This is a genomic window from Microcoleus sp. FACHB-68, from assembly GCF_014695715.1.
In the GTDB taxonomy this organism is placed as follows: domain Bacteria; phylum Cyanobacteriota; class Cyanobacteriia; order Cyanobacteriales; family Oscillatoriaceae; genus FACHB-68.
In genome coordinates this window covers 1,635,985-1,658,091 of sequence record NZ_JACJOT010000008.1, presented here as the reverse complement: position 1 = coordinate 1,658,091, position 22,107 = coordinate 1,635,985, and the positions used below count along the sequence as shown (strand labels likewise).

Below are 22,107 nucleotides of genomic sequence, written 5' to 3'. Positions count from 1 at the left end.
ATGTGGTTGCTTAATGTGAACCACAGATAAACACCGATAAACACAGATATTTTGGTATCTGTTTGCCGGCTGAATCTGAAAAGTTTAATTCACAGTTGTTGACAAATCTAAAATTGCAGAATGGCTCTTTGGTTAAGTTTTAATTTGGGATTGCTAATCGCGGCTTATCTGTTGGGTTCAACTCCAACCGGCTATGCGATAGGACGCTGGCTTAAGGGTGTTGACATTCGGGAGGTGGGTTCCGGATCAACCGGCGCAACAAATGTGCTGAGAACCCTGGGAAAAGGGCCGGCGCTATTTGTTCTCCTGGTTGATGTCTTAAAGGGAGCTTCGGCAATCTTGCTGACTCGCTGGGCTTACACGCTGGATATAACCTCTACCCTTGTTGCACCCCCAATTCTTGATAATTGGCTGCCTTGGATGGTTGTGGCGTCAGGATTAGCCGTTATGTTGGGTCACAGTAAATCAATTTGGTTAGGCTTCACCGGCGGCAAATCTGTGGCGACAAGTTTGGGCCTTTTGTTAGCGCTATACTGGCCGGTGGGCTTAGGAACTTTGGGCACTTTTATCGCTGTTTTAGCAGTTTCTCGAATTGTTTCTCTTAGTTCAATTTCGGGGACGATTGGCTGTGCGATATTGATGATTGTGACTCATCAACCGCTGCCTTACTGTTTGTTAGCGGTTGCCGGCGGTTTATATGTGATTTGGCGGCATCAAAGTAATATTGAGCGCTTACTTGCCGGTGTTGAGCCTCGCTTGGGGGAAAATATAGCGCAAGATGTAGAAACTAGCAGTTAACAATTGTAAATACTGGTTACATTGTTATCAATGATATTAATTGAGTGCTTTAAACCGGCACGCTGCTACTTTTACGACTTCAATTAAAGTGGAAAGGAAGCCGGCTTTTTCTTATTGGGTAGTGCCGGCATTGCCGAATTTTCCACATCATATATAGCTATATTTTCGTTAGGGGCGCTTGACCCCTAACGAATAACAATTGCCGACAATCTTTTATTCGGCTCCGGTTGATTCAGGCGTTGAAGTCGAATCTATTGGGTTCTCCGGCTCGCTTGGGACAGTTGGATTATTAAATGGAGTCGTCTCCCCAGGTGAAACTGGATCGCCCAGTGGATTTGTGTCTTGGGGCGAAACTGGATCGCCCAGTGGATTTGTGTCTTGGGGCGAAACTGGATCGCCCAGTGGATTTGTGTCTCGGGGCGAAACTGGATCGCCAAGTGGGTTTGTTTCTAGAGGTGGCCTTGTATCTAATGGTGAAGTTGGTCGAATGGGATCAACTGTTTCACGATTTAAATTATCACGTTGTTCTTGTTCACGTTGTTCAAAATCACCCTCTTCTTGTTCAGCAGCTTCACGTAGTCTCTCTTGTTCAGCAGCAGCTTCACGTAGTCTCTCTTGTTCAGCAGCAGCTTCACGTAGTCTCTCTTGTTCAGCAGCAGCTTCACGTAGTCTCTCTTGTTCAGCAGCAACTTCACGTAGTCTCTCTTGTTCAGCAGCAACTTCACGTAGTCTCTCTTGTTCAGCAGCAGCTTCACGTTGTCTATCCTGTTCAGCAGCAGCTTCACGTTGTTTCTGTACGCGGTCGTTTATTTCACGCGCACGCTCACGAGCTAGACGAGCGGCATCAGGATTGCCTTTATCAACAAACTGCAGAGGTTTCCACAAGCCTTGTACTCCGTTCTTTGATGAGCTGAACTTCCACTTGTTTCTGGCGGTTTCAAGTGCTAATTCATCAAGGATTGGGGAACCACTGCCTTTGTAAACCTCCGCACTTATGACATTTCCATTTTTGTCAATATCTAAAAGCATTTCAGTCATAGGTACGCCGTCTAGATCCACTTCATCAGGGATCTTTGAAGGATGGGGCGGCTCGCATCGGCGGCACGTTATATTCTCCGGTTCTGAACCACCAGAACTGCTGTCATCTCTATCTGCCGACCCGGTTTCTGGTCTTAATGGCCCTGTGGCAATGGCACTGCCATTGCCACTGCCATTGCCACTGCCATTGCCACTGCCATTGCCGCCACCGGAACCTGTGCCACTGCCAGGGCCTGTGCCGCTGCCATTACCTGTCCCTGTGCCAGAGCCATTACCGCCTCCTGTACCACTGCCTGTGCCTTCTCCTATGCCAGTACCAGTGCCAGTGCCGGTACCGCCTCCTGAGCCGCCTCCTGAAGTTCCAGTATTGGTGCGAGCGCTTGTAGTGCCTGACTGATTGCCACGATTGTTTCCAATACCTAGATTCTCTAAAAGAGAGCGAGTCGTTCCTGGAGAAAAGCTAGACGAAGGATTTTGCGTCGGAGCCGGCTTAGAGTCTGCTATTAGTGGAGAACTCGTTGGCCTTGGTTGTGCTATCTGAGCTGGTTTGGGAGTTTGGCTAGCTGCGGGCCTAGGTGTGGGTGTTGGCGTAGGTGAGGGAGTTGCCTTGGTTGCCGGTGAGGGAGTTGCCTTGGGTGTCGGTGTCGGTGTGGGAGTTGCCTTGGGTGCCGGTGTTGGAGTTGGTGCCGGTGCCGGTGTCGGTGTGGGAGTTGGTGTGGGGGTTGGTGTTGGTGTAGGAGTTGGTGTTGGTGTAGGAGTTGGTTCTTCTGGCGTGATGCTATCCTCCGACGTCGGTTCTGGTGTCGGTTCTGGTGTGGGGGTCGGTTCTGGTGTGGGGGTCGGTTCTGGTGTGGGGGTTGGTTCTGGTGTGGGGGTCGGTTCTGGGGTGGGGGTTGGTTCTGGTGTCGGTTCTGGTGTGGGGGTTGGTTCTGGTGTCGGTTCTGGTGTGGGGGTTGGTTCTGGTGTCGGTGTCGGCACTGGCTGCTGTGCAACAACTGGTTGAGCAGCCAAAGCTATTTCTGGCGAGGAATCTGCTGCTGTAGATAATGCATCAGCTTCAGCGCCACCGCCACCGCCACCGCCACCGCCACCACCGCCGCCGCCACCGCCGCCGCCAGCGTCTTCTTCAGATAAAGTCTGTTCGATTGCTTCCTCAGCTTCGAGACTGGAAGCTTCTACGAGTACCACTTCTATAGGTTCTGCTGCCAGCAGATCTGGCGTTTTAACTCCAAAATTGGTCAGGAGCAGCAACGCTGCGTGTAGCGCCAGTGAACCTAAGACGCTGTAGGTCATAAAAGACCTCAGCTCCTCCTCTTCTTTTTCTCGTTGCTGTCTAGCAATGCTTGAAAGACTCATCTTTTATTGCAAACTATTTGCACTTGCTCTGAGTCAAATTAAGACGATTGGAATCTTTTGTCAAGAGGAGAAACAGAGTTATTTTTAGGGTTGCAGTGTCTATAATCCTTATCAGCCAGCTTTTTCAGAAAAAATAGAATTTTTCCTTTAAGTAATTATACTTGGCCACTAAGCGAGGTTAAGGCACACAAGCAGATAGGGGTTGACATAGATTTGCATTAGGGTTAATCTCGCATGATGAAGATTTGCTTTGCCAGTAGAGTATCTGGTAAGCGATAGTAGCCTTGTCAATTGCCCTAGAAATAGTACATGGGAATCAGTAAAGTTTTTGCGGACGGCGGCGTGGTTATGTGGCCGCTGCTTGGATTTTCAGTGTTAGCAGTGGCCCTAATTATCGAGCGGGTGGTTTTTTGGTTTCGAGTCAATCGCCGGCAGAATCGTGTGGTGCGCGAAGTCCTAAATCTGTACCGACGCGAGAATATGGTAGGTGCTTTGAATAAACTCCAGCAGAATGCCGATCTGCCCATCTCTCGAATTTTTCTAGCTGCTTTGGAACTCGAAGAACCCACCCCAGAAGAATTTCGCCTTGCTTTGGAAACTGAATCGCAAGCAGAAATCCCATTGCTGAAGCGGTTTAACAACATATTTGATACAATTATCCAACTTGCACCCCTGCTAGGTCTTCTCGGCACCGTCTTGGGATTGATTACTTCCTTTGCCTCTCTCAATATCGGTGATGTGGGTGGCAGTAAAACGGCAGGCGTCACCTCTGGGATCAGTGAAGCTCTAGTTTCTACAGCCTCTGGATTGATTGTTGCAATCTTTGTTCTCCTGTTTGCCAATACGTTTCGCGGGCTTTACACACGCCAGATCGCACGGATTCAGGAGTATGGTGGGCAGTTAGAATTGCTGTATCGCCATCGCTATGAAAAAGGGGAGAAGTCTTATGCGCCTACCCGATGAACCGGAACTGCCATTTCAAATTAACATCGTGCCGTTGATTGATGTGGTCTTTGCAATTCTGACGTTTTTTGTTATGTCTACACTGTTTTTGACCCGTTCTGAAGGGTTATCAGTGAATTTGCCCAATGCCGCAAGCGGACAATCTCAGAAACCGGCTCAGGTGACAGTGACAATCAATCCCGAAGGAAAGTTAGCATTTAACCGTGAACCGATTCAGCTAGATGCGCTGGAAAGTGAGGTTCGCAAGCAGATCAAGCCGGATGCAGACTTGCTGGTGGTATTGAATGCGGATAAGGCTGTTGATCACGGTGTGGTTGTTGATGTGATGGATCGCGTGCGCCGGATTAAGGGAGCAAAATTGGCCATTGCGACTCAGAAGCCTTAGTGCTTGTCAAATTTTTGGATTTCCCAACCGGCATCAAGAAAGGGCGGAGATTTAGAATAAACCGGCTTGTCCGGGAATCATTGACAGGATGGGTGATTTTAAGCGATGCCGGTGTGATCAAGCGTCAGTCACTGACGTTCTGGGAAAGCACTCGGTTCAGTTGGCTGTATGTTTTGTGAAGCCCAAAAGCGGAATCGAGTTTAATGTAGGCGATTCTATTAAAATTGCCGGCAGTCGGTTGAGCGTCTGCGATATGAGAAGATAGAAAAGCTGTCTTGGCAAAAAGCCCCAGGCTCTTGCAATGGCAGTTTTTCAGCTTGTTGGAGAGGGAACACTAGGTCTACATTTATGAAAGTTGGCGATCGCGTTCGCGTCAAAGAGTCTGTGATTGTTTACCACCATCCCGATCATCGCAATCAGCCCTTTGATGTCAAGGGTCATGAAGGAGAAGTTCTGGGCATTATTCAGGATTGGCAAGGGAGACCCGTCAGCGCCAACCTGCCTGTTCATGTCAAGTTTGACAAAAAATTCAGAGCACACTTTCAAGGAAATGAGCTAGAGCTGATCGAATAAGGAGTCGATTTAAAAAAAGGCAACAGTAATAAGAAAGGATTCTTTGCTTTGCCTTTTTACTTTTTATTTTCGTCCTCGGAAAAACCAACCAAAAATATTAATATCACCCCGCATTTTTTGTAGCTCTTGCTGGTTTTTCTGGGCAGTTTCGTAATACCACCGGCAGTAATCATTAAACTCTTCGCGCTGCTGGACTTCCCGGTAAAACTCGCGGCTAATTTGATGGGTTTCTAAAATTTCGATTTCGGGCTGAGGCGCAGGAACGATCCATCGCAAGTCGTTGAACTTCATGGCTGTTACAGGCAACAATGCCAGGGTTGACAGGGAAGCAGACAAAAACGCAATAATTCGCGCTAAAAGGGAAGATTCCTCAACCTTGATCGGTCGCTCTAATGAACTTCCGACTTGCTTTGGTGTGAAGAGGAAAGGTTACGCTCACCATAACATACTCGCTAAAGAATCAACTGCGGCGCTAGAAACGGCTGAACTCACTCGCTACATTTGGCCGGTTTAAAGCCAACCGCGCAAGCGATAGACAACAAGACCGATGTATTCTTTTAATGCTCTGGTTGTTTGCTGGAGGTTGTCGGCATCGGGGATAATATTGAGCAGTGTTGATTGCCAGCTACTATTAATTTCTTGCAACTCTTGTTCGCTCACCAAAAAGTCTGTAGGTGCGGGAGTTGCTTGGATGCCTTGCCGCTTGAAAATGAGAAGTGATCGCGGCATATGCATGGCTGAGGTGACAAGCAATACCTGCCGGCGAATTCCTTGAGAGTCGAGGATTTTTCGCACATTAACGGCATTTTCGTGGGTGTTGAGTGAGGTGGGATCTTGCAGAATCGCATCTTTGGGTACGCCCATTGTTTCAGCGATTTTGGCCAGATCTTCTGATTCTGCCGGCCCGCCTCCTTTCCACTCAATGCGCCCGCCGCTGAGGATGAGAAACGGCGCTTTCCCTTGCCGATATAGTTGAGCACCGTGAAGAATTCGATCACCGGCTTCACTGACATCCACCCAAGGACGAGGCGAGATAGCCGGCTTGACTGCGCCGCCTAAGACGACAATGGCATCTGCTTGAGGTAGTTGTGCTGCCGGCAAATTTTGCCACTCCAGGGAACGAACTAAACCCTGCGCCACCAAGCCGTTACTCCCCAGCAACAAAATAATCCAAGCCAGAGAAATCACCGCTGCTGCCCAGCGAGGGCGCTTCCATAATATAACTAGGGCGACAAGCATCAGCAGACAGCTTAGCCCCAAGGGATAGATGAATATCGGCAGCAACTTTGACAAAAACAGAAACATTGGTTTAGCGGGAGTGTTTGAGCGGGGAATACTATTGCAATAGGGTAGCAGAGCCAGATACCCTCTGCTGTTTCTCATTTAGCGTTAAATCAGTTAGCCCAAGCCTTTGTAAGGTGCTGCGTTCCCAGAAGCCGGTGAACAACAATCCTGAAAAAATGCCTCTCGAAGCGGCTTATTTTACTCCCATCCCCTAAATTTCATTTTTACTTGAATTGCCTAGCCGCTGTGGCGCTGGCAATGGATCGGGTTCTGGCAACGACTGATTACCCAACATTTAGTAAGTCTGCCAAAATAGAAAAAGTCTTAGGTCTAGCATACGATCACTGTCATCGCTCAGTCCTGGGATGATGCGTTGAATTTCGGCCTCCTCACAAACAATCATAAGAAGATGAAGCTAAGGACTGCTTTTGTTTCGAGTTTCTTGGGGCTGGCTTCTTTAGTTGCCCTTTTAGGAATTATTAACGTACTTTTAGAAAAAAATAATAATTATTATTTATTGCGAATCTCTCAAACGACTATTCCCAAAATACTTGGGTTGGAACAAATTAAATCTGCATCATCCCGAATGATTGCAGAAACTTTAAGTCAAGCTTTAATTAAATCAGAATTAGCTCGGACATCCTCCAAGACGAATGAAGCACAAAATCTGGCAAAATACCGGAAAGAAGAAGAACAAGAATTTGCCGCAGCCCAAAAAGAAATGGATGCCTGGATGAAAAATTTAGAATCTCTTCCCCGCGATTCTAAATCGGAAAAGTTGTTTCAAGAACTTCAAGCCTATCAAAATATATTTTTTCAAAAAAATAAACTACTCATTGATTTAAAAAATACCCCAAACACAAATGCAGCGGTTTTAGCAGCCACCAAGGAGTTGGAAGAAACAGAAGAAGAATTTCTTGATTTAATCGATCAAGCGATTGCAATAGAGGCAGACAATCTAAGGCTTGCTGAAGAAACATCTGCTCGTAATGTAAAAAATGCCATGCAACTCAACTTGGCATCAATAATATTAGTTACGATTTTAGCTATTTATCTAGGATTATTTTTAGCAAAGAAAGTTGTGCAGCCGATTATTGAAATTAAAGATGCTGCGGTTAAAATTGGTCAAGGTAAATTGGATGTCAGGTTAAAATCTAAAAACTTAAGTGAAATAGCTATCTTGGCGGATACTTTTAATACAATGGCCGACAATTTAGCCAAGATTACGGTTTCTCAATCTTATTTTGATAATGTTTTGAGGTCGATGATAGACGCGTTGATCGTCCTCAATCCTGACATGACGATTAAAACTTTTAATTTCGCGGCTTTTTTGTTGTTGAGATATGACGATGAAAGCGATTTAATCGGCCAGCCCTTAAAAATTATATTAGGAGATAAAAGATTTTTAAAAGATTTAGAAGAGAGCGAACTAACTCAAAACAATAGTTTTTTAGGTCGAAAAGAAACAACGCTCTTAGCTAAGAATGGGGAAAAAATTCCCGTTTATTTTTCAGCTTCAGTTTTGCGGGATGATGACGGCAAAATTCAAGGGTTCGTCTGTTTAGCTCAAGATATCACGGAGCGCAAGCGGGCGGAAACGGCACGACAGGAATCAGAAGCGAAATGGCGTTCCTTAGTTGAAAACGCACCGGATACGATTATCACCGCAGATGCCACCGGCACGATTCAATTTATCAATCGCGCGATGCCGGGATTAACGACAGAACAAGTGATTGGAACCAGTATTTATGACTGCGTTCCCCTAGAGTCGCGCGAACAATTAAGACAGAGTATCAACAGCGTTTTTGAAACCGGCCAACCTCAGAACTGCGAACTTGCTTGGGTTGGTTCTGCCGGCAACGAGTGCTGGTATTCCAGCCGGCTTGGGCCGGTTCACAACGGTGGTAAAGTCGTCGCGGTTACCCTGATCGGCAGCGATATCACCGATCGCAAGCGTATGGAAGAAGCACTGCGAGAATCAGAAGACCGGCTAGAAGGCATTCTCAACTCCCTTACAGATATTGTGTGGTCTGTTTCTGTACAAACTTTTGAAACACTTTACCTCAATCCCGCAGCAGAAAACGTTTACAGCCGGCCCACCTCAGAATTTTTTCAAAATCCAAGGCTGTGGCTGGAAGTCGTTCACCCAGAAGATCGCGAACACGCAATGTTTGCCTCCCAGCAAATGCTCACCACCGGCTTCAAAGAGATAGAATACCGAATTGTCCGGCCTGATGGAGAAGTGCGCTGGCTGCATGATCGGGGACATTTGACTTGCACTGCTGACGGTATCCCCCTGCGTCTAGACGGCATTGCCACCGACATCACAGAACGCAAACGGGCCGAAGAAGCGTTGCAAAAGTTAAACGAAGACTTGGAAATTCGAGTTCAGGAACGCACCAAAGCCTTCAAACAAGCTAACAAGCGATTGCAACAAGAGATAGCTGAACGGCAGTTGGTGGGGGAAGCACTGCATCAAAGCGAAGAACGGCTTAACAGTATTCTCAATTCGCTTGATGACGTGGTTTGGTCAGTTGATGCGACAAACTTCCAGTTGCTTTATTTGAGTTCCGCCGTCGAAACAGTTTATGGACGCTCAGTTAACGATTTTCTTCAAAATCCTAACATCTGGGTAGAGGCGATTCACCCAGAAGACCGGCAGCGCGTTCAAAAGGTTACTCAACAGCGTTTTGAAGCCGGCACCGTTGAATTAGAATACCGCATCATCCACGGTAGTGGGGAAGTGCGCTGGCTGCGCGATCGCTCTAGAGTCGTTCACAACGCCGAGGGTAAAGCGATCCGCCTTGATGGCATCTCCACCGACATTACCGAAGGCAAGCAGGCACAAGAAGCACTCTTAACCAGCGAAAACCACTATCGCGCAATTGTTGAAGATCAAACCGAATTAATCTGCCGGTTTTTGCCGAATGGAACCCTGACGTTTGTCAATGACGCCTACTGCCGGTATTTCAGTAAGCCGCGAGAAGAAGTGATCGGGCATCGCTTTATGTCGGCAGTCCCGGAACGAGAACAGGTGATCGTACTCAAAAACTTAAAATCTGTCTCCCTCAAAAATCCTGTCATTACCTGGGAAAACCGGCTCGTTTTGCCGAATGGCGAAATCCGCGCCCAGCAGTGGACAAATCGGGCTATCTTTGACGAATCCGGCAAAGTCATAGAATTTCAGGCAGTAGGACGCGACATCACCCAGCGCAAGCGGGCTGAGGCAGCCTTGCGGAAATCGGAAGCGCGATTTAGAAACTTGGCAAAACGAGAAGCGCTGCTGAACCAGCTAGCCAGTCAAATCCGCAACTCCTTAGATTTGGATACAATTTTGGACGCGGCTGTGCGAGAAATTCGCAGTTTGTTGCAAATTGATCGATGTCTGTTTATTTGGTATCGCTCAAATGCCGGTAGCAGTCATCTGAAAGATTTTTCCAGCCCAAATTCAAATTTTAAAGGTCAAACTGCCTCTTGGGAAGTGGTCAAAGAAGCCCGAAATCCTGAGCTTCCCAGCCTCTTAGGTCACTATCCGAATCAGCCAGAAAATCACTACATGGCGAAGCTGTTGAATCGGGAAATGATTCGCGTAGACGATCTCACTTTATCTGCCGATCCAGAATACCAGCAGTTGCACACAAGTTGGGGCTATACCTCAGTGGCTATTCTTCCCATTGTCACCCTCGCTGGAGAAATGGGTTGGCTTAGCTGCGGTCACTGTAGTGGGCCGCGTCCTTGGCGGGATAGTGAATTGACGCTGTTGCAAGCAATTAGTGACCAAGTCACGATTGCCATTAGCCAAGCGGAACTCTACGCCCATGCCACCGAGGCAGCGCGGGCGGCGAGGGAACAAGCCCAACAGCTTCAGCAAGCGATGAAAGCGCTGCAACAAACGCAAGCGCAACTGATTCAAACGGAAAAAATGTCGTCTTTAGGGCAGATGGTTGCCGGTGTTGCTCACGAAATTAATAATCCGGTGAGTTTTATCTATGGCAATGTTGACCCGGCGATGGAATACATTGAAGATTTGCTTAATCTTTTGGAGCTTTACCGGCAATCCTATCCGAAACCGCTGCCGGTGATTCAAGACGAAATTGAAGCGATAGACCTAGAATTTTTAAAAGAAGATTTACCGAAACTTTTATCATCCATGAAAGTGGGGGCTGAACGCATTCGCCAAATTGTTTTGTCTCTGCGAAATTTCTCGCGACTGGATGAAGCGCAAATGAAATCTGTAGATATTCATGAGGGACTGGATAATACTTTATTGATTTTGCAAAATCGTTTGAAAGCCAAAGGGGCAATGTCGGAAATTCAGGTAATTAAAGAGTATGGAACCTTGCCGCCGGTACACTGTTTTGCTGGGCAATTAAATCAGGTGTTTATGAATATCCTGGCAAATGCAATTGATGCTTTGGAGATGGAGAGAAAACTGGGAAATGCTTCAGTGATGCCGACGATTCGGATTCACACCGGCCTTTTAAATGGACAGCGCGTGGAAATCCGAATTGCAGATAATGGCCCAGGTATGAGCCAGGAAGTGAAACAGCGAGTTTTTGATCCGTTCTTTACGACAAAACCTGTGGGTGCCGGCACGGGTTTGGGGCTGTCAATTAGTTATCAAATTGTCGTAGATAAACACGGAGGCGAACTGAGTTGTGTTTCAGGATTTGGTGAGGGTACAGAGTTTATTATTGAGCTGCCGGTGCAGCAGGATTATGCAGAACCAGCTCTTTTTAAATAATCTCTGACTTTCAAATCTAAAATAGCTTATTCTTTTTTCTCTACATTGTCATTGTTTTCATCATTTTCATCGATTGGCTCAGGCGGATCATCAAATAATCGCCGGCTCGAACCCGCCTGACGAGTCCACCGACTCTGTTTTGCCAAAGTAGAGGTTGGCTGGTTTTCCAGCAGTTCTGAACGCGCTTTAGATAATCTAGAAAGCTGATTATCAGCTTGCTCCTCAGGTGGAAAATCTGGATCGTCAGTTCGCCACCAAGCGTTTATAAAGCCGGCTGCAAAACCTCCGATTGCTCCTAAAAAAATACTCAAAGAAATTCGGTAGCCTAAGGAAAGAAAGGCAACGAGAAACAACAACCAAGTCTGCAATCCTATATAAAATCCTTTGGAAAGACCAGCAGGCTTTCGCTCAAACTTTCGATTAACTTTCATAAATTTTCTTCAACATAATTTTTAGATAAACACAGTTATTTTACCCAGAAAACTAATCGCTAATCGTTCAATACTCGTAATTTTATTAATTGTTCTTCTAAATCTTCGGTGGTATCTATAATTTTTACATAAGATTGTTCCAATTCTGTGAAAGGTTCAGCCGTTGCTTGTTGCGCCGGCAGCAGATCGGCAGTTGCGTCAGCAATATCACCCTTGCGCTGGTTGAGTCGATCACGCAACACTTCTGCCGGCGCAGTACAATAAACGATTTGCAAAGGCAGTTGATGGGTATTGCATTGAAGCATTACATTTAACCTGAATGCCTGCCGATCATATTTCCCATCCAATATTACCCGCCAACCTTGTTGAGCTAAAATAACTCCTAACTCTAACAGCCGGTGATAAGTCTTGTGAGTCATCTCAGGAGTATAAAGATTTTCCCCTCCCCGCTGATTTAAAGAAATCCCTCCTAAATGTTTCCGAACCGCATCTGATCGAATGTGAATAGCACCCGTTTGACGTGCTAAATGCCGCGCTACCGTACTCTTCCCAGAACCCGATAAACCTGACATTAAAATAATCTCTCCTTGGCGCGGTTGGGTGTATTGCCAAGCCAGGTTGTAATATTTTTTAGCAGTTTCTGCCGGCATCTCTTTTTCTTCAGATGAAACACTCGGATCGTCTAGCAAAAAAGATGTTACCATCGCCCTAACATAAGCTTGCCGAATCAAATACAGGGGCAATACCTGCAACCCTTCCCAATCACCTGTTTGCTCAATATAAGTGTTTAAATAAATATTGCTCAAATCCGGGCGCTGTCTTACCTCCAAATCGACGACTGCATAAGCAAGATCGAACATAACATCCACACAACGCAGACGATCATTAAATTCAATACAATCAAACAGCAAAACTTTATCTTGACACCATGCAATATTACTTAAATGTAAATCACCATGACATTCTCGAATCCAATTTTTTTCAATTCGGTTATCAAATAATGCTTGGTTTTGAGTAAAAAAGTTGTCTGTAAATCTTCTAATATCTGCAAACTGCTCTTGACTTAATAACCATTCTATATACTTTTCTGTTCGCTGATAATTTTGCTCAATAGCCTCTCGAATCTGGGATAAGTTCCCAAAACTGCGAACCCACTCATTAGTTAAGGATTTTTCATGAAAATTCGCGACACAACGCCCCAATTCTTCTAAATGCTGTTCCGTTAACAAGCCTCGCTGAAGCAAATTAACAAATAGGGCTTCTTGGGGAACCTGACGCATTTTAAGTGCATATTCAACCGGCTCACCCACCCCACCTAACTGAAATTGACTGCCTAATTGAGTAACCGGCAAAACTTCTAAATAAACATCCGGCGCACCCCGCTGATTCAAAAGCAATTCTCTTTCGCAAAAAAATCGACGTTTTGCCAAAGTCGAATAATCCAATAAACCAAAATTCACAGGCTTCTTAATTTTGTAGACATAATTACCTGTCAGCAGCACAAAAGAACTATGGGTTTGAATCAGCTCAACCGGCTCTCTCACCCAATGGCAATAAAAAGCCGGTTGCAACATCTGCTGAATTAAGACAGGAACACAAGCATCACGCATACTGTTTCAAGACCTAGAGTTTAACTTATTTTCTAATTCACAATTAAAAACTTTTTAAGGATAATTTCAATTTTTAATTAAACCTCTATCGGTGTATAATTCTTAAAAAGAAAAAAGTTCTATGACAGAAAACAACCAGCAGTCAAAACCAGTCGGTGTATTTGGCGTCGGCAACGCCTTAGTAGACATTCTTGCATTAGTGGAAGATGATTTTGTCGGCGAACATTCCCTAAATCGTGGCTCGATGACTTTGGTGGACGCCGAAAGGCAAGCCGGCCTTTTGCATAACTTGGCGCACACCTCCCTGCAACTGCGATCCGGCGGATCAGCAGCCAACGCGATGATCGCCCTCGCGCAGAGTGGGGGCACCGGCTTCTATTCGGGTAAAGTTGCTAAAGATACCAACGGGGAATTTTACCGGCAAGACATGATCGCTGCCGGCATTGAATTTGACGTGCACCCAGCGCCCCCCTCAAATGGCCCAACCGGCACTTGTTTGGTGCTGACAACTCCCGATGCTGAGCGCACCATGTGTACCAATCTGGGCGTTTCCACTACCTTAGCCGCCACAGATATCGATGTGGAGCGACTGAAGCAGTGCCAATACAGCTATATTGAAGGCTATCTTTGGGATGCGCCAGAACCCCGTAAAGCTTCCATTGAAACGATGGAGCAGTCTAAGCGCAACGGGGTCAAGGTTTCGTTTACGTTTTCCGATTCATTTCTGGTAGATCGCTTTGCCGGTGATTTTCACAAACTGGTTACGGACTATTGCGATACGATTTTCTGCAATGCCGATGAGGTGCGCCGGTTCTGTGAGATGGAATCGCTGGAAGATTGCGCTCGTAAAATGGGTGAACTCGTGGATCTGGCTTTTATTACCGATAGCGAGAATGGCTGCTTGGTAGTGGAAAACCGGCAAATCGTCCATGTGCCAGGATTTCCAGTGCGAGCGATAGATACAGTCGGGGCGGGAGATGCCTTTGCCGGCGGCGTGTTATTCGGCCTTACTAACGGCTACAGCGCCGCTCAGGCAGCTCGTTGGGGTAATTACCTCGCTTCCTCGGTCGTGCAGGTTCACGGGCCGCGTTTGGAAGAATTGCCGGCGAAAAAAGTTGAGGAAATTGTTGCCGGTTAAAACAAAGCCGGGATTCGGGAATTAGGGAATAGAAATAGAAAAGCCTGAGAATCATCCCAGGCTTTTCTCGGTGCACTTCTAAAATTGCTTAAACTGCAGCAGCAGCCGCGTCGGCTTCGTCGTCTACAGCGTCGCCTTTAGCCAAGAGGACACTAACCACAACCCGACCCGGTTCCCCAACAGCAACGACGCCGTCAGGCAAGGAGAGTTGATCGACGTGCAAGGCATCACCCACATGAAGCTCAGAAACGTCAATGTCGAGGGATTCAGGGATGCTCTCTGGCTTACATTTGACAACCAGTTGCGTGAGAACAGGGTCTAAAATCCCATTCTCTAGTTTGACCCCAACCGGTTCACCCACAAAATTCAGGGCGAGTTCAACTTCTAAGCTATCTTGAGCGGACACCGCAAAAAAGCTGAGGTGGTAAGGATAGTTTTTCCAAGGATGGGTCTGAACTTCGCGTAACAGAGCCTTGCCATTCCAAGGAACCTCAGGGATATTTAGCTCGATGAGCGTATTGTTAACGGCGGCATCCCTCAACAGATGCTCAACTCTTTTTGCTTTAATCGTGAAAGCAATAGATTCTGATCCGTTATGGCCGTACACAACTGCCGGAATCAATCCTTCGCGGCGAAGTGCATTGGGTTTACTGCCTTCAACCCGTTTTTGACCTTCAAGTGTGAGTTCCATATCAGTTGCTAATTGTCCTTTCTTCTTGATCTTTTATCATCTGCTACCCGTCACTCTTGACGCTTCCCCTAGTCAATAACCGGCGAGGGAGTGCTAGAAGTGCCATTCGCATAGAGCAGCGCTCGTTTCGGCCCGTGAATCGGATCTTCTACTATAATCGTTTGATCGCGGCTTGCGCCAAGGGAAACGATCGCTATCGGCACTTCCATCAGTTCTGCCAAGAATTTGAGATAGTCCAGCGCTTGGGGTGGTAAATCTTCTAAAGACCGGCAGCTATCGGTTGATTGTGTCCAACCGGGCATCGTTTCATAAATCGGCTGGCATCGGGCAAATTGACGGGCATTACTGGGGAAGTCTTCGCAGCGCACCCCATCAATTTCATAGGCAACGCAAACTTTGATTTCTTCTAGCCCATCCAAAACATCGAGTTTAGTGATGGCTAAACAGTCCATGCCATTGATACGAACCGCGTAACGACCGATCACTGCATCAAACCATCCACACCGGCGCTTGCGTCCTGTGGTGGTGCCAAATTCAGCCCCGCGTTCACACAACACTTGCCCGATGCCATCGACCATTTCCGTTGGGAATGGCCCTTCACCGACCCGCGTCGTGTAGGCTTTGGCGACACCAATTACACGGTCTATCATGGTTGGCCCAACACCGGCACCGACGCAAGCCCCACCGGCAACGGGATTTGAGGAAGTCACATAAGGGTAAGTGCCGTGATCCAGGTCTAGCAGCGTTCCTTGGGCACCTTCAAATAAAATATTGCGCCGGCGCTTAATTGCATCGTAAATCTTCAGCGACGCATCCACGACATGAGGACGCAAGCGTTCAGCATATTCTAAATATTGGCCGATGACCTCCTGAGGGTCAAGGGCCGGCAAGTTATATAATTTTTCGAGAATGACGTTTTTGTAATTAACTGTCCAGTTAATTTGTTTGCGTAGCCCTTCCGGGTCCATTAAATCTAGAACCCGAATGCCGGTGCGTTCTGATTTATCTGCATAGGTTGGGCCAATGCCGCGCCCGGTTGTGCCAATTTTGTGATTTCCCCGGCGTTCCTCCGATGCCTGGTCAATAAGCCGGTGGTATGGCATCGTGATGTGAGCGGTTTGGGAAATCAGCAGATTTTTCGTCGAGACATTGAGTTCGTCTAGCCGGTCGAGTTCTTCAATTAAAACTTTAGGATCAATCACCGTTCCCGACCCGATGATACATTCTGTGTCGGGATACAAGATGCCAGAAGGAATCAGGTGCAGCTTGAACGTTTGATCTTTAACGACAACCGTATGGCCGGCATTCACGCCGCCTTGGTAACGCACAACAATATCTGCTGACTTGCTGAGCAGATCGGTAATTTTGCCTTTTCCTTCATCGCCCCACTGGGCACCAATTACAACGACGTTAGCCAAGGGTCTTCTGCGGTAAAGTTCACACAAACTATAATTATTAACAGTTGAGGCTACTTGAGTCAAATTAAATTTTGTTAAGATTTAAGGGTAAATCACCAGTATTGAGCGACCAGCTTTTAGGGATCACCTTTAAGCGCCCGTATTCTTGCTTATTCTCAAGTTTTAGTTAATCTGAAGAGGTTTTTGTGGCTTTACACGCTGAGTTACACCGGCATCTGGGTGGTTCGGTTGTACCGCGTATTCTGTGGCGGTATTTCCAGCGCCATCACGCCCATCTGGCTGAGCAATTTCCTGAATACCCAACGTTTGAGGAGTTTTACACCAAGCCTCGCAAAACGCTTGATGAGTATTTAGAACTACACACACTGGTTGAAAGTGTCCAAACTGCCGAGACATTGCCTTACTTCATCTACCGGCTAATTCGGGGCGCTTATATTTTTGAACATTTAGCGTATTTGGAGTTGCGCTACACGCCCTATCTCCGAACGCCGGAACATTTGAGTCAGTCTGAACGAATTGACCAAATGGCTAAAATTGTGGACATTGTCGGCAAGGCAAGCCAACTGAGCGACTGTCCAATTGTAACCAGTCAAATTTTGTGTATGCACTCGCGTTTGCCTTATGAGGTGAACCGGGCAATTGTTGATTTAGCTGCCCAGTTTCCGCAGTATGTGTGCGGGATCGATTTAGCCGGCGGAGATGCTCAATATGCTGAGCGTTTAGATGAGTTTATCGAGTTATACGTTTATGCGCGAGCACGGGGTCTTAAAACCACGGGTCATCTCTATGAAACACCTTCTGGCTGTTATCCAGAATTGCTGCCTTATTTAATGCGAATCGGTCACGGCATTCAAATTCCCCTGTTGCATCCTGAGCTATTGCCAGAAATTGCCAGCCGGCAGCAGTGCTTGGAAGTTTGCCCCACCACGTATTTAAAAACCGGCACGCTTCAAGATATGCATCAGTTGAAACTGGTGTTTGATCGGTGTTTTGATGCCGGGGTTGATATCGCAATTTGCACGGATAACGCCGGTTTGCATAATGTCCGTTTGCCGTTTGAATTTGAGAATTTGCTGACCCTCGATATCATTGGTTTTGATGAATTAGAAGCGTGTAAGGAGGCCGCTTTTCGTCATGCTTTCGCTTGGCCCCACGGTAAACCGCCGGCATCCATTTTGACGGGTGTTTTGAAGCATGAGCCGGTGTCAGCAACGTGAAGTGCAAAAAATTAAATAAATAACAAATAAAAGGCAAACGGATTTTTTTTATTAATTCTTTGTCTTTTATTTTTTGTTTTAAAATTAATTTAATTCAGGCTTTTCAATTGCCGTTTCGTCATCTAAGCTGCTCGCCCGATTGGTGGTTGCCGTTGAGCTAACGCTATCCCAATTCCATCCGTCATGTTTCACCAATGCTAGTAGTAGCTTGCGACGCAGGATAAAGTGCTTCGTTGCTTCTAAAAACTCTTGATCACTGACCACAGGAATGCCTTGATCTCTCAGCAGGGCGAGGGGAGGCAGGGTTGGATTCTCTGATGCCGGTTCAACATAAGCAGATTTGAGTGTTTTTAAAAAGGCAGAACTCGCCCGACGTAAGGGATTTAGCGCTGCTTTATCTGGCCGGCATGACTTTTCAACGCCATAGTAAAGTAGGGTTAATGCCTCATCGAGTGTCACCACACTCAAAACAAAAGATTTAGATCCTTCAGGGGTATGAACGTAATTAAGAATCGGGTAAGCCAGATAGCTTTCTACCATGCCGGTGAGCATCGGGGTCAGTACAATTAAGTGCTGGCTTAATTGTCCAAAATCTTTGCCGTTCCAAGCTCTATTAAGAAGATCATCAGGTGTTCCACCGAGAGCAGAAATATAAAGAGCAATTTGACGTTTTAGCACAACGGCTGCAATCACCGGCAATAGATAGGCGATGGCTAAAGTAAACAGAAAAAAACCATTCGCAGACGCTAATGCGGTTGCTAATTGCCATATCGCACCTTGAGCTTGATAATCTCCAACCCCTAGGGTAGATAAGGTGTAACCCGTAAAATAAATTCTTTCCCAAATACTAGCCGGCAAATCGCTTTCGCTGTTAACCACCGCCGTGTCACCGCCACAAAATAATATAGCCCATCCTATCCAAGCTAAACAAATCCAAACTAACGGAGTTCCCATTAGAATGATCCAGCCGGTTACCGTCAGCAGCCGGTGGTTAGAATGCCGGCGATGAATCCTCAAAGCGATCCACCACAACCCATAGGATAATCTGCCACTTATAGAACCAGCGCCATTGGTTGTCAGGGTAGTCACAAGGACATCAAACATCACAAATATGAGAATTAAAAGTCCTACAAATACCCCCGTTGCCGACATTCTAATAACCTCATTCGCAAGTGCGATTAAAGGTTACCTGAAGTTGAAGTTAAAATCCTATATCGTGGGAAATATTTTGCGGGTTAAGTTGCGACTAAAAGCCTATTTTCCGCTGCTGTACGACCTCCGCAGCAAACAGCAAAGCGGCTTTCATACTTGAAGCATCCGCAATTCCTTTGCCGGCAATATCAAACGCTGTCCCATGATCCGGAGAGGTGCGAATACAGGGCAAACCAATTGTTGTATTCACCGCCCGATCAAACGCCATTAATTTAACAGGAATTAACCCCTGATCATGATATAATGCTAAATACGCATCAGCCGCATTTTGGATGTTAGACTTTGCATTTCCGAACCAAGCTTGCCCCGGCTTTACCCATAGCGTATCCGGCGGCACCGGCCCTTCTAGAATTAAATTAGGCCGGCGCTTGCGTTCCGCTTCTAACCAGGGAATTAACCAATCTTTTTCCTCAGATCCTAATTGCCCATTTTCCCCACTGTGAGGGTTTAAACCGGCAATTGCAATTCTTGCCTTTTCTAACCCAAAATCTTGCTGCAAACATTCCACCAGCAAATCAAGTTTAAGTGTTAGTAATTCTGGCGTTAGCGCTGTTGAAACTTGACTTAAAGGGATATGTGTGGTCGCAAGTAAAGTGCGAAGCGTCCAGCCGGTGTGGGGAGAACGTGCCACAAACAACATCCCAAATCGCTTGACACCGGCAGCTTCAGCTAACAATTCAGTTTGCCCAGGATAATCATATCCTGCGGCTTTCCAGTCGGTCTTAGAAATCGGGCCGGTGACGATGCCTTGAAACTCGCCTGCAAGGGTTCGCTCAATCGCTACTTTCATATAAGCAAAACTTGCTGCACCACTTGCCGCATTGCCGATGCCGGTTTTAATTTCACCCAGTTCCCCATTCACCGGCACATCTAAAATATCCAACTGTTGGGGATCTGCCAGAGTTTCTCCCAGTTGAGGGTGCCGGCTTAGCTGTGTGTGAGTTTCCAGCAAAAGCGACCGAGATCCAACCACCGTCACTTCGCAACCTTGAATCACTTCCGGATCTGCCAAAGCCTTCAAAACCACTTCTGGGCCAATGCCGGCAGGATCTCCCAACGTGACAGCAAGACGAGGACGGATATTTTTATTCATAGTCGGTATTGCGGGGGGAGTTTTTAGTGCTGAGTGCTGAGTTCTGAGTCCTGAGTGGGAAAGAGAAAGAGAGTGCAAGAGTGGGAGAGAATATAACGGACAGAGGGAAAACCGGCAGCTCTCAACCGGCCACACCGGCTCTACCAATCGACAATTGAGGATTCAACCCCGAACTGTTTTACAATACTTTCTGCTAGGCTAACACTTCCAGGTAAGCAGTCCCTTACCTTGTGGTGATCTCAGCTCACCTTCCATCCATCCCAAAGGAGCATTAACAAACATGAGCGGTGAAATTTTCAACGCGGCACTTCTTTCTTTTTTCCCAGTCTTTATAGGCATCGCTGCCGGCTTTCTCTTGCTGAAAATTCAAGGCGCGGAAGAAGAGTAATGTTTGCGGCATTGAGTGCTCACCGGCATCTCAGTGCCGCTTCCCTTTCCTTAGTCTTCCGGTTCATCCAAGTGTTCAGCCACTTCCCGATAAAGGTTGAGTACGTGAGTGTCTTTAAGGTGGTAGAAAACATTCCGTCCCTGCTTGCGATAACCGACTAAACGCATCGCCCGTAGCATTCGCAACTGGTGAGAAACAGCGGATTCACTCATTTTAACGGCAGCCGCCAGATCACAGACACATAGCTCTTGCACGGCTAAGGCAGACACAATCCGCAAGCGGTTAGCATCGCCAAGTAAACTAAAGAATTCTGCCATCCGCTGGGCTTTTTCAGGATTAAGAATATCCCGATGCAACAGACGAACACTGCTGAGATCAACAGGATGCACTGCGCTGCAGTTCAAGTCGTCTGCCACCGGCGGCGAAGTGATTTCAGTTTGAGCGTAAAGCGGTTTGGACATAACAAAATTTAAAATATTGCACCAGAGTCTTAACTTAACCTTACCTTTAAGACCGGCAACCGGCTAGCGAGGGAACTCTAGAGGCTGAGGGAAATTTCCCCCGCGAATGTTTGCGCCAAAATGCCTATTTTCTATTCATTCCCTCACTCGATGTAGCCGTGTTTGTCCTTATTCACAAGCACCTTTCGGATCACTTCAGCTTGCCCCTTCATCTGCAGCGCCTCATCTTCAAAACGTGCTGCGATTAGCCCTTGCTTGCGCTCTTGCGCCCGTTTAGCCAGCCGGCGCGACAAAGCCGAACTTTCTTCTAAAGCTCTAAATGCTGTCCACAGCGCCTCTTCAATGGCTTCCGACTGCTGTGCTATCAAACTGTCTGCTGACCAAGCGTGGCCGATGCGGCACCGAAAGCGCAGTAGATGGCCGGCATTATGCTCCCATAAAGTCCCGCCGCAGGTCGGACAACCCAGATTGGCCGGCGTTCCTATCTCTATCTCACGTTCCATTGCAGCCAAATCTAATTCCGCAATGTCCGATTCCAATTTTATTTCCTCAGACACCGGCTCTGCGTCTTCATCCTGCACCAGCTCATCCGCAAGTTGCACCAATCGCGGCGCAATTTCCGCAATCGGCAGAATATGATCAACGCTAACATGGTTGATCGCACTCTTTGGCATTCCAGAAAACATCGCCTCTTCAGGGTTTTGCACGATCGCTACGCCGCCGCGACTCTTCACCGCCATCAGGCCGGCAGTCCCATCATCAAGCGTGCCCGATAAAATCACCCCCACCACCCGCCGACCGTAGGCCCGCGCCGCCGTGCGAAACAAAGGATCAACGGCGGGCCGGTGACAGTTTTCTTTTGGCCCTTGGGATAACTGCATATAGCCGCGCTTAATTAGCAGGTGAGAGTTTGGGGGTGCTACATAAATATGTCCATGTTCAATTACTTCGCCGTCTTTGGCCGGCACTGCTTTTAAAGGGCCAACACGATTCAGGATGTCTGCCATGAGACTCCGACTGTTGGCTGACACATGAAGAACAATAAAAATCGCTGCCGGCAATTCCGAAGGCAATTTGCGAACCAGTTTTGATAAGGCGTCCACTCCGCCGGCGGAGGCACCAATGACGATAATATCGTGACCGGGCATTTCTTTATTCCTTTGAGCAACGCCAATATTTTTATTTTCTTTGATAAAGGTGCGCTGCTTTATTCAGGCTAGCAGAACACCTGACTCAACTGCCGAGTTGCATAAATTTTGCAATAATCGGGGAGTTGCCGGTGAAATTCACTGCTAAAAGTAGAGCCT

General features: G+C 47.0%; 20 protein-coding genes. 9 read left to right on the top strand and 11 right to left on the bottom strand.

Annotated elements, in window-relative coordinates; genetic code table 11:
- The first annotated feature begins 120 nt into the window (after positions 1-120).
- Positions 121-798, top strand: coding sequence for a glycerol-3-phosphate 1-O-acyltransferase PlsY (gene plsY, locus H6F73_RS15445; RefSeq protein ID WP_190759566.1), 678 nt, complete (start codon positions 121-123; stop codon positions 796-798).
- 213 nt (positions 799-1,011) lie between these two features.
- Here plsY and H6F73_RS15440 read toward each other — a convergent pair whose 3' ends face one another.
- The gene (locus H6F73_RS15440) at positions 1,012-3,192 is read right to left on the bottom strand and encodes an energy transducer TonB (protein ID WP_190759565.1); all 2,181 of its coding nucleotides are present in this window, start codon (positions 3,190-3,192) and stop codon (positions 1,012-1,014) included.
- Positions 3,193-3,501: 309 nt separating this feature from the next.
- Between H6F73_RS15440 and H6F73_RS15435 the strand changes: the two genes are divergently transcribed.
- The 4 genes from H6F73_RS15435 to H6F73_RS15420 all read left to right on the top strand — a co-directional run bounded on the left by H6F73_RS15435 (position 3,502) and on the right by H6F73_RS15420 (position 5,113).
- Positions 3,502-4,155: a MotA/TolQ/ExbB proton channel family protein gene (locus H6F73_RS15435; protein WP_190759564.1), complete on the top strand. Its 654-nt coding sequence runs from the start codon at positions 3,502-3,504 to the stop codon at positions 4,153-4,155.
- On the top strand, positions 4,139-4,540 hold the full coding sequence (locus H6F73_RS15430; RefSeq protein ID WP_190759563.1) for a biopolymer transporter ExbD: 402 nt from the start codon (positions 4,139-4,141) through the stop codon (positions 4,538-4,540). The genes H6F73_RS15435 and H6F73_RS15430 overlap by 17 nt, the downstream gene beginning before the upstream one ends.
- Positions 4,540-4,719 carry a hypothetical protein gene (locus H6F73_RS15425; RefSeq protein WP_190759562.1) on the top strand — a complete coding sequence of 60 codons (180 nt, stop codon included), beginning with the start codon at positions 4,540-4,542 and terminating at the stop codon, positions 4,717-4,719. The genes H6F73_RS15430 and H6F73_RS15425 overlap by 1 nt, the downstream gene beginning before the upstream one ends.
- Before the next feature lie 169 nt (positions 4,720-4,888).
- A complete protein-coding gene (locus H6F73_RS15420; RefSeq protein ID WP_190759561.1) occupies positions 4,889-5,113 on the top strand; it encodes a ferredoxin-thioredoxin reductase variable chain in 225 nt (74 codons plus the stop codon).
- Between the two features lie 63 nt (positions 5,114-5,176).
- Here the strand turns inward: H6F73_RS15420 and H6F73_RS15415 are convergent, their stop codons facing one another.
- Both H6F73_RS15415 and H6F73_RS15405 read right to left on the bottom strand, forming a co-directional pair.
- Positions 5,177-5,404, bottom strand: coding sequence for a hypothetical protein (locus H6F73_RS15415; protein WP_190759560.1), 228 nt, complete (start codon positions 5,402-5,404; stop codon positions 5,177-5,179).
- A gap of 219 nt (positions 5,405-5,623) precedes the next feature.
- A complete protein-coding gene (locus tag H6F73_RS15405; protein ID WP_190759558.1) occupies positions 5,624-6,418 on the bottom strand; it encodes a YdcF family protein in 795 nt (264 codons plus the stop codon).
- 388 nt (positions 6,419-6,806) lie between these two features.
- Between H6F73_RS15405 and H6F73_RS15400 the strand changes: the two genes are divergently transcribed.
- Positions 6,807-11,141: a PAS domain S-box protein gene (locus tag H6F73_RS15400; RefSeq protein ID WP_190759557.1), complete on the top strand. Its 4,335-nt coding sequence runs from the start codon at positions 6,807-6,809 to the stop codon at positions 11,139-11,141.
- A 26-nt stretch (positions 11,142-11,167) separates the two neighbouring features.
- Here the strand turns inward: H6F73_RS15400 and H6F73_RS15395 are convergent, their stop codons facing one another.
- Positions 11,168-11,572, bottom strand: coding sequence for an ATP synthase subunit I (locus tag H6F73_RS15395; RefSeq protein WP_190759556.1), 405 nt, complete (start codon positions 11,570-11,572; stop codon positions 11,168-11,170).
- 59 nt (positions 11,573-11,631) lie between these two features.
- Positions 11,632-13,182, bottom strand: a complete 1,551-nt coding sequence (locus tag H6F73_RS15390) for a bifunctional aminoglycoside phosphotransferase/ATP-binding protein (protein WP_190759555.1) — start codon at positions 13,180-13,182, stop codon at positions 11,632-11,634.
- 121 nt (positions 13,183-13,303) lie between these two features.
- Here H6F73_RS15390 and H6F73_RS15385 point away from each other — a divergent pair, with 121 nt between their 5' ends.
- A complete protein-coding gene (locus H6F73_RS15385; protein ID WP_190759554.1) occupies positions 13,304-14,320 on the top strand; it encodes an adenosine kinase in 1,017 nt (338 codons plus the stop codon).
- An 88-nt stretch (positions 14,321-14,408) separates the two neighbouring features.
- Here H6F73_RS15385 and H6F73_RS15380 read toward each other — a convergent pair whose 3' ends face one another.
- Both H6F73_RS15380 and H6F73_RS15375 read right to left on the bottom strand, forming a co-directional pair.
- Positions 14,409-15,011, bottom strand: a complete 603-nt coding sequence (locus tag H6F73_RS15380) for a 50S ribosomal protein L25/general stress protein Ctc (protein ID WP_190759553.1) — start codon at positions 15,009-15,011, stop codon at positions 14,409-14,411.
- Between the two features lie 68 nt (positions 15,012-15,079).
- Positions 15,080-16,429: an adenylosuccinate synthase gene (locus H6F73_RS15375; RefSeq protein WP_190759552.1), complete on the bottom strand. Its 1,350-nt coding sequence runs from the start codon at positions 16,427-16,429 to the stop codon at positions 15,080-15,082.
- A gap of 185 nt (positions 16,430-16,614) precedes the next feature.
- Here H6F73_RS15375 and H6F73_RS15370 point away from each other — a divergent pair, with 185 nt between their 5' ends.
- Positions 16,615-17,646 (top strand): adenosine deaminase, encoded by a 1,032-nt coding sequence (locus H6F73_RS15370; RefSeq protein ID WP_190759551.1) that lies wholly within the window; start codon positions 16,615-16,617, stop codon positions 17,644-17,646.
- A gap of 84 nt (positions 17,647-17,730) precedes the next feature.
- Here the strand turns inward: H6F73_RS15370 and H6F73_RS15365 are convergent, their stop codons facing one another.
- Together H6F73_RS15365 and pdxA are read right to left on the bottom strand one after the other, a co-directional pair.
- Positions 17,731-18,798, bottom strand: coding sequence for a two pore domain potassium channel family protein (locus H6F73_RS15365; protein WP_190759550.1), 1,068 nt, complete (start codon positions 18,796-18,798; stop codon positions 17,731-17,733).
- A gap of 94 nt (positions 18,799-18,892) precedes the next feature.
- The gene (gene pdxA, locus H6F73_RS15360) at positions 18,893-19,951 is read right to left on the bottom strand and encodes a 4-hydroxythreonine-4-phosphate dehydrogenase PdxA (protein WP_190759549.1); all 1,059 of its coding nucleotides are present in this window, start codon (positions 19,949-19,951) and stop codon (positions 18,893-18,895) included.
- Between the two features lie 280 nt (positions 19,952-20,231).
- Here pdxA and H6F73_RS15355 point away from each other — a divergent pair, with 280 nt between their 5' ends.
- Positions 20,232-20,339, top strand: a complete 108-nt coding sequence (locus H6F73_RS15355) for a PetM family cytochrome b6-f complex subunit 7 (protein ID WP_190759548.1) — start codon at positions 20,232-20,234, stop codon at positions 20,337-20,339.
- Positions 20,340-20,389: 50 nt separating this feature from the next.
- Here the strand turns inward: H6F73_RS15355 and H6F73_RS15350 are convergent, their stop codons facing one another.
- Entirely contained in the window at positions 20,390-20,800 is a 411-nt protein-coding gene (locus H6F73_RS15350; protein WP_190759547.1) for a metalloregulator ArsR/SmtB family transcription factor, read from the bottom strand.
- A gap of 143 nt (positions 20,801-20,943) precedes the next feature.
- Positions 20,944-21,948, bottom strand: coding sequence for a chemotaxis protein CheB (locus H6F73_RS15345; RefSeq protein ID WP_190759546.1), 1,005 nt, complete (start codon positions 21,946-21,948; stop codon positions 20,944-20,946).
- Between the last annotated feature and the right edge of the window lie 159 nt (positions 21,949-22,107).

Coding starts and splice junctions, on each gene's coding strand:
- H6F73_RS15405 (WP_190759558.1), bottom strand. CDS start 6,418: ATGTTTCTGTTTTTGTCAAAGTTGCTGCCGATATTCATCTATCCCTTG.
- H6F73_RS15440 (WP_190759565.1), bottom strand. CDS start 3,192: ATGAGTCTTTCAAGCATTGCTAGACAGCAACGAGAAAAAGAAGAGGAG.
- H6F73_RS15365 (WP_190759550.1), bottom strand. CDS start 18,798: ATGTCGGCAACGGGGGTATTTGTAGGACTTTTAATTCTCATATTTGTG.
- H6F73_RS15435 (WP_190759564.1), top strand. CDS start 3,502: ATGGGAATCAGTAAAGTTTTTGCGGACGGCGGCGTGGTTATGTGGCCG.
- H6F73_RS15380 (WP_190759553.1), bottom strand. CDS start 15,011: ATGGAACTCACACTTGAAGGTCAAAAACGGGTTGAAGGCAGTAAACCC.
- pdxA (WP_190759549.1), bottom strand. CDS start 19,951: ATGAATAAAAATATCCGTCCTCGTCTTGCTGTCACGTTGGGAGATCCT.
- H6F73_RS15400 (WP_190759557.1), top strand. CDS start 6,807: ATGAAGCTAAGGACTGCTTTTGTTTCGAGTTTCTTGGGGCTGGCTTCT.
- H6F73_RS15385 (WP_190759554.1), top strand. CDS start 13,304: ATGACAGAAAACAACCAGCAGTCAAAACCAGTCGGTGTATTTGGCGTC.
- H6F73_RS15390 (WP_190759555.1), bottom strand. CDS start 13,182: ATGCGTGATGCTTGTGTTCCTGTCTTAATTCAGCAGATGTTGCAACCG.
- H6F73_RS15350 (WP_190759547.1), bottom strand. CDS start 20,800: ATGTCCAAACCGCTTTACGCTCAAACTGAAATCACTTCGCCGCCGGTG.
- H6F73_RS15345 (WP_190759546.1), bottom strand. CDS start 21,948: ATGCCCGGTCACGATATTATCGTCATTGGTGCCTCCGCCGGCGGAGTG.
- H6F73_RS15415 (WP_190759560.1), bottom strand. CDS start 5,404: ATGAAGTTCAACGACTTGCGATGGATCGTTCCTGCGCCTCAGCCCGAA.
- H6F73_RS15355 (WP_190759548.1), top strand. CDS start 20,232: ATGAGCGGTGAAATTTTCAACGCGGCACTTCTTTCTTTTTTCCCAGTC.
- H6F73_RS15395 (WP_190759556.1), bottom strand. CDS start 11,572: ATGAAAGTTAATCGAAAGTTTGAGCGAAAGCCTGCTGGTCTTTCCAAA.
- H6F73_RS15430 (WP_190759563.1), top strand. CDS start 4,139: ATGCGCCTACCCGATGAACCGGAACTGCCATTTCAAATTAACATCGTG.
- H6F73_RS15420 (WP_190759561.1), top strand. CDS start 4,889: ATGAAAGTTGGCGATCGCGTTCGCGTCAAAGAGTCTGTGATTGTTTAC.
- plsY (WP_190759566.1), top strand. CDS start 121: ATGGCTCTTTGGTTAAGTTTTAATTTGGGATTGCTAATCGCGGCTTAT.